Raw genomic sequence first — 12713 nt, forward strand, 5'->3', positions numbered from 1 at the left:
CGTTCGTCCTGAGCCAGGATCAAACTCTCCGTGAATGTGTACCGGATATCCGGTTCAGCACTCGCGTTGAGCGGAACGAGAAGGAGGAATAATCCTCCTCGTTCACAGCGTCCTCGCTGTGCGCCTTCCGAAGAAGGACTTTTTCAAAGGAACCGCGTCCGACCAGTTGGTCGAGACGGGGTTGTCAATCTGGCGTTGACTTTTGGCACGCTGTTGAGTTCTCAAGGAACGGACGCTTCCTTTGTACTCACCCTCTCGGGCTTTCCTCCGGGCTTTCCCTTCGGTATTTCGTGTTCCGACTCTATCAGACCGTTTCCGGTTCCGATTTCCTCGGTGCTTTCCGGTCCGGCGCTTTCGCGCTTTCCCTTCCGGCGGTTCCGACTCTATCAGATCCGTTTTCCGTTCCGTTTCCGGTTCGGATTTCATTTCCGATGGCCGTCGTGGCCTTGCCTTTCGGCGGATTCCGACTTTATCAGAAGCATTCGGGCCGAGCTAATCGACCGTCTGATTCGAATAGAAATCGAGAGGCTCTAACGGGAATTCGATTCCCTGGAGAGCGAGATGAACTCTAGCTGCCTGGGCGGAACATGTCCAGCTGCAGGCAACCGTTTGAATCTACCTCCCCACTCGAACCATGTCAATGGTTTTTGTGGGCGAAGAGGAGAGTAGCAGGTCAGAGGGGGCGGGCGCACATCACGCCGCCGTCGGCAGTTCGGCGGTCCGGTCCGCCGCTTCGACGTCGCCGATGTCGCCGGCTCGCGCGGCTCGGCCGCCGAGCACGTACACGTACACAAGGAATGCCAGCTCAGCTGCGATGCCGATGGTGATGCGGGCCCAGGTGGGGAGTGACGAGGGGGTGACGAATCCTTCGATCACGCCGGAGACGAAGAGGACCAGGGCCAGGCCGATCGCCATGCCCACGGCCGCGCGGCCCCGTTCCGCGAGGGCCGCGCGGCGGGTTCGGGGACCCGGGTCGATGACCGTCCAACCGAGGCGCAGGCCGGTGCCCGCCGCGACGAACACCGCGGTCAGCTCCAGGAGGCCGTGCGGAAGGACCAGGCCGAGGAACGTGTCCAGGCGGCCCGCGCCGCTCATCAGACCGATGCCGATGCCGAGGTTCAGCATGTTGAGGAAGAGGATCCAGAGCACCGGGATCCCCAGGAAGGCTCCCAGCACCAGGCACACGGCCGCGGCCTGGGCGTTGTTCGTCCAGACCTGGGCGGCGAAGGACGTCGCGGGGTGGCTGGAGTAGTACGACTCGTACTCGCCTCCCGGGCGTGTCATCTCGCGGAGTTCGGCGGGGGCCCCGATCGTCGCCTGGACCTCCGGGTGGGTGCCGATCCACCAGCCGATCAGTGTCGCGAGGAGCGCGGAGAGGACAGCTGCGGGGATCCACCAGTGGCGCGAGCGGTAGACGGCCGCGGGGAAGCTCTCGGTCAGGAAGCGGGCGGCGTCGCGCCAGCCGGCGCGGCGGGCGCCGGTGACCGTGGCGCGGGCCCGCGCCACCAGCTGCGTGAGGCGCGCGGTGAGCAGGCTGTCCTGGCCGCCCGTCTGGATCAGGGAGAGGTGCGTGGCGGTGCGCTGGTAGAGGGTGACGAGCTCGTCGGCCTCGGCCCCGGTCAGGTGGCGGCCGCGGCGGAGCAGGTGCTCCAGGCGGTCCCACTCGGCTCGGTGGGCGGTCACGAAGACGTCGAGGTCCATGGTCGGCTGCTGCTCCAGGCACTGGGTGCGTACGGGTGTGCACTACTGCGGCGCGGTGCTGGCCAGCTTGGCAGACTGGGGAGTCGAGGGGCAGGGCCGGTGGGACGTCGGTGAAGGGTGGGCGGCAGCGGTGAATGGGCTTGTGACGGGGGACGCCGTCGTTCTGGGGCTGCAGCCCGCCCGGCTGCCCAGCCGGGCTCTCGCCCTGGCCGTCGACACGGTCGTGGTGTGGGCCGTCTATTTGCTCGTCCTGGTGGTGCTGACGTTGTCCACCGCTTCTTTGGACCCCGCGGCCGTAACCGCCCTGAAGATCGCGGCTTTCCTGTTGCTGCTGGTCGGCGGGCCCATCGCCGTCGAGACGCTGAGCCACGGCCGCTCGCTGGGGAAGCTGGTGTGCGGGCTGCGGGTGGTGCGGGACGACGGAGGGCCCGTACGGTTCCGGCACGCGCTGGTGCGCGGGGCCATGGGGGTCGTGGAGATCCTGTTCACGGTCGGGGTCGTCGCCTGTGTCGCTTCGCTGGTGTCCGAGCGGGGACGGCGGATCGGTGACGTGTTCGCGGGGACCCTCGTCGTACGGGAGCGGGTGCCCGCGGCGCGGGACGCGTTCGTGCCTCCGCCGCCGCCCTGGCTCGTGGGCCGGTTCGCCGGGCTCGATCTCTCGGCCGTACCGGACGAGCTGTGGTTCGCCGTACGCCAGTACTTGACGCGGATGCGGCAGCTCGACCCTCAGATAGGCCTGGCCGCGGCGGAGCGGTTGGCGGGTGAGCTCGCGGCACGTACGGGAACTCCGGTGCCCCCCGGGGTTCCGGCGGGGGCGTATCTGGCGGCCGTCGTGCACGAGCGGCAGGCGCGGGACGCACGGCGGGCGTTCGGAAATGCCGGTGGTCCTGGGGCTATTGGGGCTGTTGGGGCTTCCCAGGCAGTTGGAACACCCGGGGTGCCTGGAATGTTCGGGGTGCCCGGGGCGTCTGGGGCTGGAGTTGTCCCGGGGGCGGGGGCGGTGGCTGGGGCTGTGGGGGGCCGGGAGGGCGAGGCGCCTTCGACCGGGGCCGCCACGGGGTTCGCGCCGCCCGCTTAGAAGCGCGCTTCCCGGGCGCGCGCCTCTCGCTGGGAGAACGGCTCGCGCGCGTACGTGAGGGCTACGCCGGGTCCGGGAAGTCCGGGAAGGTCGACGGCGGGGTCTCCAGGGCTTCCAGCTCGATTCCTGGCGCCGCCAGCACCACGTCCCCGGCGATGTGGATCGTGTGCCGCTCCCCCGTGTCCAGGGCGCTGACCTGGTATTCGTCCACCGTCAGGGGGCCGTTGTCAGTGGCGTGCGCTTCACTCTTCACCAGGGCCCAGGACTGGTCGACGGTGAGGGGGGCGAGGACCGGGTCCGTGAAGGCGACCAGCCGGACCCTGGTCGCCTGGGAGCGGGGGGTGAGACGCAGGAGCCGGGCGGTCGCGACGAGGAACGCCGGGGAGGTGCCGGTGAAGGCATGGGCGCGCACATTGCCTTCGGTGGCGTGGTTCCCGGCGGGATCGGTGCGGACCCACGTGACGCCGTCGAGGGCGGCGCCGCGTACCTGCCAGCTCGATGCGTGGAGTTCCAGGCGGATGGGGCGGCCGAGGTCGTCCAGTGCGAGATCGACCGAGCCGGAGTGGTCTCCGGAGGGGGTGGTGATCTGGGAGACGTAGCGCCAGCCGGAGGGGCCGGGGGCGCAGTGGAAGTGTTCTTCGCCCAGGGAGGTGTGGTCGTGCGGATCGTGAAGCGAATATCGGCCGCGGGGCATGGGGTCCTTCGAGGTCCTCGGTTGCTCTGAGCGTAGGCCGCGTGCCCGGGTGGTGAGGAAGCGGGGGCGGTACGGGGGACGGCGACGGGCGCGCGTACGGGCTTGGACGCGGGTGCGGGCTTGGGTGCACGGCAGGGCTTGGACGCGTCGCAGGGCTTGGTGCGTGGCAGGGCTTGGGTGCGGTGCCGGCTGGGACCGGGGCATGGGCAGGCCCCCCGACACGGGGGTGCGGGGGGCCTGTCGGTGCGCTGGGACCTGCCCGCCGAAGGAGCGCGTCAGTGGGCGCGGGTCTTCGGCGGGCGGGGTGCCCGGATCAGTAGCGGTAGTGGTCGGGCTTGTAGGGGCCGTCGACCTCGACGCCGATGTACGCGGCCTGCTCGGGGCGCAGGGTGGTGAGCTTGACGCCGAGGGCGTCGAGGTGGAGGCGGGCGACCTTCTCGTCGAGGTGCTTGGGCAGCACGTAGACGTCGGTGGGGTACTCGTCGGGCTTGGTGAACAGCTCGATCTGGGCCAGGGTCTGGTCCGCGAAGGAGTTGGACATCACGAACGAGGGGTGGCCGGTGGCGTTGCCCAGGTTCAGCAGGCGGCCCTCGGAGAGCACGATGAGGACCTTGCCGTCGGGGAACGTCCAGGTGTGGACCTGCGGCTTGACCTCGTCCTTGACGATGCCCCCGATCTTCGCCAGGCCGGCCATGTCGATCTCGTTGTCGAAGTGGCCGATGTTCCCGACGATCGCCTGGTGCTTCATCCTGGCCATGTCCGAGGCCATGATGATGTCCTTGTTGCCCGTCGTGGTGACGAAGATGTCCGCCGTCTCGACGACCTCGTCGAGCGTGGTGACCTGGTAGCCGTCCATCGCCGCCTGGAGCGCGCAGATCGGGTCCACCTCGGTCACGATCACCCGCGCACCCTGGCCCCGCAGCGACTCCGCACAGCCCTTGCCCACGTCGCCGTACCCGAACACGACCGCCGTCTTGCCACCGATCAGCACATCGGTGGCACGGTTGATGCCGTCGATCAACGAGTGACGGCAGCCGTACTTGTTGTCGAACTTCGACTTCGTCACCGCGTCGTTCACATTGATCGCAGGGAACAGCAGGACGCCGTCACGCTGCATCTCGTACAGCCGGTGCACACCCGTCGTGGTCTCCTCCGTCACACCCTTGATCTCGGAGGCGAGCTGGGTCCACTTCTGGGGGTTCTCGCCGAGGGTGCGGTTGAGGAGGGTCAGGATGTAGCCGTACTCCTCGCTGTCCGCCGTCGACGGGTCCGGGGCCTCTCCGGCCTTCTCGAACTCGACGCCCTTGTGGACGAGGAGGGTGGCGTCACCGCCGTCGTCCAGAATCATGTTCGGGCCGCCGGTGGGGGTGTTCGGCCAGGTCAGGGCCTGCTCGGTGCACCACCAGTACTCCTCCAGGGTCTCGCCCTTCCAGGCGAAGACCGGCACGCCCTGCGGGTTGTCCTGGGTGCCGTTCGGGCCGACCGCGATGGCCGCCGCCGCGTGGTCCTGGGTGGAGAAGATGTTGCAGGAGGCCCAGCGGACCTCGGCGCCGAGGGCGACCAGGGTCTCGATCAGGACGGCGGTCTGCACGGTCATGTGCAGCGAGCCGGTGATCCGGGCGCCCGCCAGGGGCTGCTGCGCCGCGTACTCCCGGCGGATCGACATCAGACCGGGCATCTCGTGCTCGGCGAGCGTGATCTCCTTGCGGCCGAAGTCGGCCAGGGAGAGGTCGGCGACCTTGAAGTCCTGTCGGTTCGCGACAGACGTCATGAGGGGGTGCTCCTCGTCGTGATGGTTCGAGGGTGGGCAGAGTGGACTGGTTGCTCTGCGGCAACGGGCATAGGAATGCCCGGAGATCCGCAGCTCAGTCCGTCGGAGGCCCTCTCTCCCTCGGCCGGTCCGGGTACACGGACCGATCGACCGCCATCAGCAGCGACGTCTGACTCAGTCACGAATCTACACCGATCGGCCCTACGACCCCTAGTCCGCAGACCCTCGGGCGGGCGGGAAACAGATGGGTCGCGCGTACGGCGAAGGCCCCCGGGCCTTGCGGTCCGGGGGCCTTCGGAGAACGTCGGGGAGCGTCGGGAATCAGTGCTCGGTGTCCTGGGCGGGGCCGCCCGGGGACTTCCCCGGGTTGGTGCCCGCCTCGGCCGCCGTCTCGCTGTAGATGTCCGGTTCCAGGTAGATGACCCGGGCGATCGGGACCGCCTCGCGGATGCGGGCCTCGGCGGCGTTGATCGCGGCGGCCACCTCGGTGGCGGTGTCGTCGTGCTGGACGGCGATCTTCGCGGCGACCAGCAGTTCCTCGGGGCCGAGGTGGAGCGTGCGCATGTGGATCACACCGGTGACGGTGGAGCCGTCGACCAGGGCCGACTGGATCTTGGCGACCTCGTCGATGCCCGCCGCCTCGCCGAGGAGGAGCGACTTGGTCTCGGCGGCCAGGACGACGGCGATGACGATCAGCAGGATGCCGATGCAGAGGGTGCCGATGCCGTCCCAGACGCCGTCGCCGGTGGCCAGGGCCAGGCCGACGCCGCCGAGCGCGAGGACCAGGCCCACGAGGGCGCCCAGGTCTTCGAGGAGGACGACGGGCAGCTCGGGCGCCTTGGCGCGGCGCACGAACTCCTTCCAGGAGAGCTTGCCGCGCAGGGCGTTGGACTCCTTGATGGCCGTACGGAAGGAGAAGGACTCCGCGAGGATCGCGAAGACCAGGACGCCCACGGGCCAGTACCAGTGCTCCAGCTCGTGCGGGTTCTTGATCTTCTCGTAGCCCTCGTAGATGGCGAACATGCCGCCGACGGAGAAGAGGACGATGGAGACGAGGAAGGCGTAGATGTAGCGCTCGCGGCCGTAGCCGAAGGGGTGCTGGGGGGTCGCTTCGCGCTGGGCCTTCTTGCCGCCGAGGAGGAGCAGGCCCTGGTTGCCGGAGTCGGCGAGGGAGTGCACGCTCTCCGCGAGCATCGAGGACGAGCCGCTGAAGACGAAGGCGACGAACTTGGCTACCGCGATCGCTAGGTTGGCGGCGAGCGCCGCCACGATCGCCTTGGTTCCGCCTGACGCGCTCATGGGTGCGGGTTGTCCCTTCCTCGGTGCCTGCGGCCCTGGCGCCGCCGTACGGCGGGTCATTGTTGCAGCCCGCGGGACGGGTGGTGCCCTACGCCACCACCGTGGCACGGAAGATGGTGCCCACTCCCGAGATTTCGAGCGGTTCGGACGGACGAACGAAGACCGATTCACCCGATTTCAGAGTGATTTGTTCTGCCGTGTTGCGGGCGGTGACCGTCCCTGCCGTGCAGAGGAGGATCTGCGGGTTGGGGAGGGTGAGGTCCCTGGGAGCCGCGCCCGCGGGCAGGACGTGGCGGGCGAGGCTGAAGTCGTCCACCGGAATCTCGTACAGCTCCTCCCCCGTCTCGGACGCCTCCGGGCGGAGGATCGCGGGGACGGCGGGCGTGAAGTCGACGACGCGCAGGAGTTCGGGGACGTCCACGTGCTTGGGGGTCAGGCCGCAGCGCAGGACGTTGTCGGAGTTGGCGAGGATCTCGACGCCCAGTCCTTCGAGGTAGGCGTGCGGGACGCCGGCGCCGAGGAACATCGCCTCGCCCGGCTGGAGCCGGACCGGGTTGAGCAGCATCGCGGCGAGGACGCCGGGGTCGCCGGGGAAGTGGCGGGCCAGGGAGGCGTAGAGCGCGTACGGGGCGGTGGCGTCCCGGCCGGGTGCGGTGGCGTCGGCGGGGGCGGTGTTCTCGGTGCTGTCGGCGAGGCGTTCGCAGGCGGCTGCCGCCTCGGTGACCACGGCGGCGCCTTCCGTACGGTCCGCGGTGAGGATCGCCGTCAGGACCTCGCGCAGGGCCGCGTCCTGCGGAGTGGCGCGCAGGGCGTCCGCGTACGGCTTGAGCGCGTCGACCCGGAGCGATTCGAACAGGTCGGCGGCCTCGGCGGGCGGGCGGAATCCGCAGAAGCCCGTGAACGGGGTGAGCGCGCAGATCAGTTCGGGCTTGTGGTTGGAGTCCTTGTAGTTGCGGTGGGGCGCGGTGCGGGGGATGTGCGCGGCTTCTTCGGCCGCGTAACCCTCCTGCGCCTGTGCGAGGTTCGGGTGGACCTGGAGGGAGAGGGGGGCGGCTGCCGCGAGGACCTTGAGGAGGAACGGGAGCCGCGGGCCGAACTTCGCGAGGGAGGCCGGACCGAGGGTGGCGGCCGGGTCCGCCGCGATGACCTCGTTCAGGGGCCCGTGCTCGGTGCCCGAAGGGGCTCCTGGGTGCGCGCCCATCCACATCTCGGCCTGCGGCTCGCCGGTGGGGGCGGTGCCGAGGAGGTCCGGAATGGCGGTCGTGGAGCCCCAGGCGTAGGGGCGCACGGTGTTGGAGAGGCGGTCCATGGTCGGGCCTGCGCTTCCTCGTGGGGAGGGAGAGTGGGGGCGTTCGGGGTGGGTCGGGGGTTTACGAAGGGGGTTTGTGGGGGGGGCGGGGGGTCAGTTGTGGCCCGATGCCAGGGCCAGGTAGGCCGCCGTGAAGTCGGTGACCGCGATCAGCTCGGCCAGCACTTCCAGGTCGGTGCCCGCCTCCGGCTCCAGTTCGCTGATCGCCGTGTCGTGCCCGAGGGCCAGTTCGCGGGCGGCCGGGGCCGCGGTGAGGCCGCCTTCGTCGGCGGGGCGGTCGCGGAGCAGTACCGCTCGGGCGCGCAGTGCCTCCGGGTCGTCGACCCTGTCGCGGAAGAAGTCGTCGGGATCGGCGCCCGCGGCGAAGTCGCCGGCCAGGAGCGCCCCGTGCGCGGGCAGCGCCTCGGGGAGTTCGGCGGCGAGGGCGGGGCGGCCGGACACCTCGGCCAGTACGGCGGCGAAGCGGCGGCCCACCGGGGCGGCCACCGCGCCCTCCGTCCAGATCAGCGGAAGCGTGTCGGCCAGTTCGGCGGCGAGGGTCTTGGCCGGGTTGCCGTACGTCGCCGCGGCCGGGCCGCAGCGCTCCGCGGTCTGGTCCAGACGGTCCGCGACCTTCTCCAGCGTCTCCGGGGGCGCGGCGACCAGGCCGACCCGGTCCAGGAGGGCGAGCAGCGGGGTCAGCAGGGCCCAGAGCGTGCCGGGGCCCTGGTCAGGGGTCTCGTCGGACTCGGTGTGCGGGGGCTTCGCCATCGGTACGAACAGGCCGTGCGCGGCATCGACCGCTTCCTGGAGCGGGGTGCCGACGGGGGCCACGGCGACGACCGTGCAGCCTCGGCGGTACGCCTGTTCGGCGAGGAGGGCGAGGCCCGGTTCCGTGCCGTCCGCGGTGGTGACGAGGAGGAGGTCGAGGGAGCCCGCCCAGCCGGGGAGCGCCCAGCGCAGGGCGCCCGCCGCGGGGGCCACGCCGGTGGACTGGAGGCGGGTGACCGGGACCGAGGCGCCCGCGAGGGCCGTCACCAGGTCGGCGACGCCCGCTGCCGCCGTGCCCGGTCCTGCCGTGAGGATCCCCCGGGGGCGGCCCTCCGGGTTCAGGGACGCGATCCCGGCCTCCGCCGCCTGGCGGGCCGCCGTACGGACTCGGGCGCCAGCCTCCGCGGCGGTGCGGAGCAGGCCGCGGCGGTCCGTGCGGGCCAGGGTCTCCGGGTCGTCCAGCAGCGGCTCGTCCAGCATGAGGGCCTCCGAGGGCGGTGCGGGTGCGGGTACGGGGCGCGGGGGGGGCTGTGGGTGGGGCGGGCTCTTCGGGAGGGGGCGGCGGGGTGGGTTTCGGGGCGCGGGGTTCCGCGCCTTCCCCTTGTGCGGTGCGGAGGGTCAGGCGGGGCGGCGGGCCTCGTCCACGAGCAGGACCGGGATGCCGTCCCGTACCGGGTAGGCGAGACCGCAGTCCTTGCCCGTGCAGATCAGCTCGGGTGCCGTCTCGTCCGCCGAGCGGTCTTCGAGGGAGGCGTGGCAGGCCGGGCAGGCGAGGATCTCCAGGAGGCCGGCTTCGAGCGGCATGAGGGGTCCGTCCCTTCGGGGGTGGCTGTGGATTGGGCCACGTCAGCCTACCGCTCGTGGGGTTTTGTGGGGTGGTGGTGGGGCGGGGCGTGCTTCTCGGGGGCCGCCTTCGTGTGGCCCCGCCCGGGGGGCGCCTGCGGCGGCGGGGACGCTTCGCAGGGGGCGCGGTGCCCCAGGGCGCCGTTGCTCCGGGGCGCGTTGCCCCGGGGCACCGTTCCGCCTGCGGCGGGCTGGCCCCTCCCCGCCCCTTCCCGAAAACCTGCCGGTGGCTGGGTGGGGGGGGGAGGGTGAGCCCGCTCGGGGTGGGTGGGGTTCCTGGGGCGAGCCCGCTCCGGGTTCGTGGGTACGTACGGCGTGTGCCCCGCCCTCGCGCAGTTCCCCACGCCCCTGAAGGGGCGCACCTGTGCTGTACACCCCTCAGGTACGCCCCGGGCCGGTCAGCGGTTCAAGATCAGGCGCGGATCAAGGACAGGACCTCGTCCCTGACCTTCGCCATCGTCGCCTCGTCCCGCGCCTCCGCGTTCAGCCTCAGCAAGGGCTCCGTGTTCGACGGGCGGACGTTGAACCACCAGTCCTGGGACGCGACCGTCAGGCCGTCCAGTTCGTCGAGGGTGACGTCGTCCCGGTCCGCGTACGCCGTACGGATCGCGTTCAGACGGTCCTGCTGGTCCGCGACCGTGGAGTTGATCTCGCCCGACCCGACGTACCGGTCGTACTGCGCGACCAGTTCGGAGAGCGTGCCCTGCTGGGTACCGAGGGCCGCGAGGACGTGGAGGGCGGCGAGCATGCCCGTGTCGGCGTTCCAGAAGTCGCGGAAGTAGTAGTGCGCGGAGTGCTCGCCGCCGAAGATCGCACCGCTCTCCGCCATCTCCTGCTTGATGAAGGAGTGGCCCACGCGGGTGCGGACCGGGGTGCCGCCGTTCTCCCGTACGACCTCGGGGACGGACCACGAGGTGATCAGGTTGTGGATGATCGTGCCGCCCGGGTTCTTGGCCAGTTCCCGCGCCGCGACCAGGGCCGTGATCGCGGACGGGGAGACGCCCTCGCCGCGCTCGTCGACCACGAAGCAGCGGTCCGCGTCGCCGTCGAAGGCGAGGCCCAGGTCGGCGCCCTCGGCGCGGACGCGCTCCTGGAGGTCGACGATGTTCTTGGGGTCGAGCGGGTTGGCCTCGTGGTTGGGGAAGGTGCCGTCGAGCTCGAAGTAGAGCGGGGTGACGGTGAGGGGCAGGGGCTCGAAGACGGTGGGGACCGTGTGGCCGCCCATGCCGTTGCCCGCGTCCACGACGACCTTCAGCGGGCGGATCGCGGCCAGGTCCACCAGGGACAGGAGGTGGGCGGCGTAGTCGGGGAGCGTCTCGCGGCGGTCGGTCGTGCCGGGCTCCGCGACCGGCTCGGGGGCGCCGTCGGCGAGCCAGCCCTCGACCTTCGTGCGGATCTCCGCGAGGCCGGTGTCCTGGCCGACCGGGGCCGCGCCCGCGCGGCACAGCTTGATGCCGTTGTACTGCGCCGGGTTGTGCGACGCGGTGAACATCGCGCCCGGCAGGTCCAGCGCCCCCGACGCGTAGTACAGCTGGTCGGTCGAGCACAGGCCGATCAGGGTCGCGTTCGCGCCGCGCGAGACGGCGCCGCGCGCGAAGGCGTCGGACAGGCTCGGCGACGAGGGGCGCATGTCGTGGCCGATCACCACCGCCCGCGCGCCCGTGACCTCGACGAACGCTGCTCCGAAGAGCTCCGCGAGCCGCTCGTCCAGCTGATCCGGGTACACCCCACGCACGTCGTACGCCTTGACGAGCTGCGACAAATCGGACACGGTCGATCCTCCTGGAGTCCTCTGCTGTGAGTGACCTCAAACTACCCGCAGTGGCTGGGGCAGCATCCAGCCGAGTACCGCTGTGCTCTGCACCCGGCGCGATCAGGCCCATCGCCGGGAGCGGCCCGAGGCTCCACGGCAGCACCTTGCGGAGCAGGTTCCCCTCCCGTCCCGCGTGCACCACTGCGGCGCAGGAGATGGCGAGGTTCTACGGAAGACCGGGCGGCAGGACGACCGGCGGCAAGCCGACTGGCGGCAGGCCGACTACTGGTCCGGGGAGCGCAGGACCCTGAGGTGTCCCCTGCGGCCGACCTCCATGGGGTCGGCGCCGCGCCCTCCGCCGCCCGCCTCGGCGGCCCGCTCCTGGGGCCTGGCCGCCTCGCGCACGGCGTTGGCGAGGGCTTCGAGGTCGTCGCCGCTGGGGCGCGCGGGGGCCGTGGAGTCCGTGAGCCGGACGACCTCCCAGCCGCGCGGCGCGGTGAGCCGCTCGCTGTGCTCGGCGCACAGGTCGTAGCAATGGGGCTCGGCGTAGGTGGCGAGCGGGCCGAGGACCGCGGTCGAGTCGGCATAGACGTACGTCAGTGTCGCGACGGCGGGGCGGCCGCACGCGGTGCGCGAACAGCGACGTACAGGGCTCACGACGTTGGACGGTACCGCACTCTTGAGCGGGCCGCGACGACTCTCCCCCACGTCACTCCACCGTGTCGCCCTGTGACGTCCGACACGCGGGCTCTCGGAGCAACTGCCCTGACCTGCGGGGAAACAGGGAGGTAGACGGGGTGACAGTACTGAATTCAGTCATCAGTTGAGGCATATCCAGTCAATTACCGCGAGACCAGCGGTCTCACCGACATAGCGACAAGCGCTCAAGGGTGACCGTATTGCTCACTTTGCGACAGGCTCGCCTGGGGTCCGCCGACCGCGATCGCCCCGCCCCCGGGAGAGCTACCCTGCGTCAGTGATGGACAGTCCCGTACCTCCCCGCCCGCCCGAGCCGAGACCGCGCCGCCGCGACCGTCACGGCAGGGGCATGCGCGGACCCGTCGCCCCGCCCCAGGTACCGCTCTCGCTCAGCAGGGCGGACACCTTCCGCGATCTCGTGCAGGACTCCGTGGAGCGCCTGGAGCGCCGCTGGCCGCAGTTGGCCGACGTCGACTTCATGGTCCTCGAAGTGCCGGTCGGGGCGGATGACGCGGTGCCGCTCGGGGGGCTGGTCCCGGCGGACAAGGACCAGCCCGCGCGGGTCCTCGTCTACCGGCGGCCCGTCGAGATCCGCACCAAGAACCGCGAGGACCGCGCGCTGCTGGTGCACGAGGTCGTCGTGGAACAGGTCGCCGAACTGCTCGGCCTGGCGCCGGAGTCGGTCGACCCGAGGTACGGGCAGGAGTAGCCCGGCTCCCGGGTACCGCCCCACTGTCCGGCGCCGTCCGTACGGTTCGGCGCCGTCCGTACGGTTCGGCGCCGTCCATAGGGCTCGGCGCTCTCCGTACGGTTCGG

At 71.0% G+C, this 12713-nt stretch carries 11 protein-coding genes; 2 read left to right on the forward strand and 9 right to left on the reverse strand.

What is annotated here, in order from left to right:
- Positions 1-693 precede the first annotated feature (693 nt).
- Complete coding sequence (locus ACIBNE_RS05955; protein ID WP_399270113.1) at positions 694-1701, reverse strand: stage II sporulation protein M; 1008 nt, start codon at positions 1699-1701, stop codon at positions 694-696.
- A 130-nt stretch (positions 1702-1831) separates the two neighbouring features.
- On the opposite strand from ACIBNE_RS05955, the gene ACIBNE_RS05960 reads away from it, so the two are divergent.
- Positions 1832-2779 carry an RDD family protein gene (locus ACIBNE_RS05960; protein WP_399270115.1) on the forward strand — a complete coding sequence of 316 codons (948 nt, stop codon included), beginning with the start codon at positions 1832-1834 and terminating at the stop codon, positions 2777-2779.
- 61 nt (positions 2780-2840) lie between these two features.
- Here the strand turns inward: ACIBNE_RS05960 and ACIBNE_RS05965 are convergent, their stop codons facing one another.
- From ACIBNE_RS05965 to ACIBNE_RS06000, 8 genes are all read right to left on the reverse strand, one after another.
- Positions 2841-3473: a hypothetical protein gene (locus ACIBNE_RS05965; protein ID WP_399270117.1), complete on the reverse strand. Its 633-nt coding sequence runs from the start codon at positions 3471-3473 to the stop codon at positions 2841-2843.
- A 313-nt stretch (positions 3474-3786) separates the two neighbouring features.
- Positions 3787-5244, reverse strand: coding sequence for an adenosylhomocysteinase (gene ahcY / locus ACIBNE_RS05970; RefSeq protein WP_399270119.1), 1458 nt, complete (start codon positions 5242-5244; stop codon positions 3787-3789).
- Positions 5245-5565: 321 nt separating this feature from the next.
- Positions 5566-6543, reverse strand: a complete 978-nt coding sequence (locus ACIBNE_RS05975) for a cation diffusion facilitator family transporter (protein WP_399270121.1) — start codon at positions 6541-6543, stop codon at positions 5566-5568.
- An 88-nt stretch (positions 6544-6631) separates the two neighbouring features.
- Complete coding sequence (manA, locus tag ACIBNE_RS05980; protein WP_399270123.1) at positions 6632-7852, reverse strand: mannose-6-phosphate isomerase, class I; 1221 nt, start codon at positions 7850-7852, stop codon at positions 6632-6634.
- 93 nt (positions 7853-7945) lie between these two features.
- Positions 7946-9082 (reverse strand): SIS domain-containing protein, encoded by a 1137-nt coding sequence (locus ACIBNE_RS05985; RefSeq protein ID WP_399270125.1) that lies wholly within the window; start codon positions 9080-9082, stop codon positions 7946-7948.
- A 138-nt stretch (positions 9083-9220) separates the two neighbouring features.
- Entirely contained in the window at positions 9221-9406 is a 186-nt protein-coding gene (locus tag ACIBNE_RS05990) for a Trm112 family protein (protein WP_399270127.1), read from the reverse strand.
- Positions 9407-9857: 451 nt separating this feature from the next.
- A complete protein-coding gene (locus ACIBNE_RS05995) occupies positions 9858-11216 on the reverse strand; it encodes a phosphomannomutase/phosphoglucomutase (RefSeq protein ID WP_399270129.1) in 1359 nt (452 codons plus the stop codon).
- Between the two features lie 264 nt (positions 11217-11480).
- On the reverse strand, positions 11481-11855 hold the full coding sequence (locus ACIBNE_RS06000) for a DUF3499 domain-containing protein (RefSeq protein ID WP_399270131.1): 375 nt from the start codon (positions 11853-11855) through the stop codon (positions 11481-11483).
- Positions 11856-12177: 322 nt separating this feature from the next.
- Here ACIBNE_RS06000 and ACIBNE_RS06005 point away from each other — a divergent pair, with 322 nt between their 5' ends.
- Positions 12178-12606 carry a metallopeptidase family protein gene (locus ACIBNE_RS06005; RefSeq protein WP_399270133.1) on the forward strand — a complete coding sequence of 143 codons (429 nt, stop codon included), beginning with the start codon at positions 12178-12180 and terminating at the stop codon, positions 12604-12606.
- The last annotated feature ends 107 nt before the right edge of the window (positions 12607-12713 follow it).

Origin of the sequence: Streptomyces sp. NPDC050504 (genome assembly GCF_044458065.1) — a bacterium.
Lineage (GTDB): Bacteria > Actinomycetota > Actinomycetes > Streptomycetales > Streptomycetaceae > Streptomyces.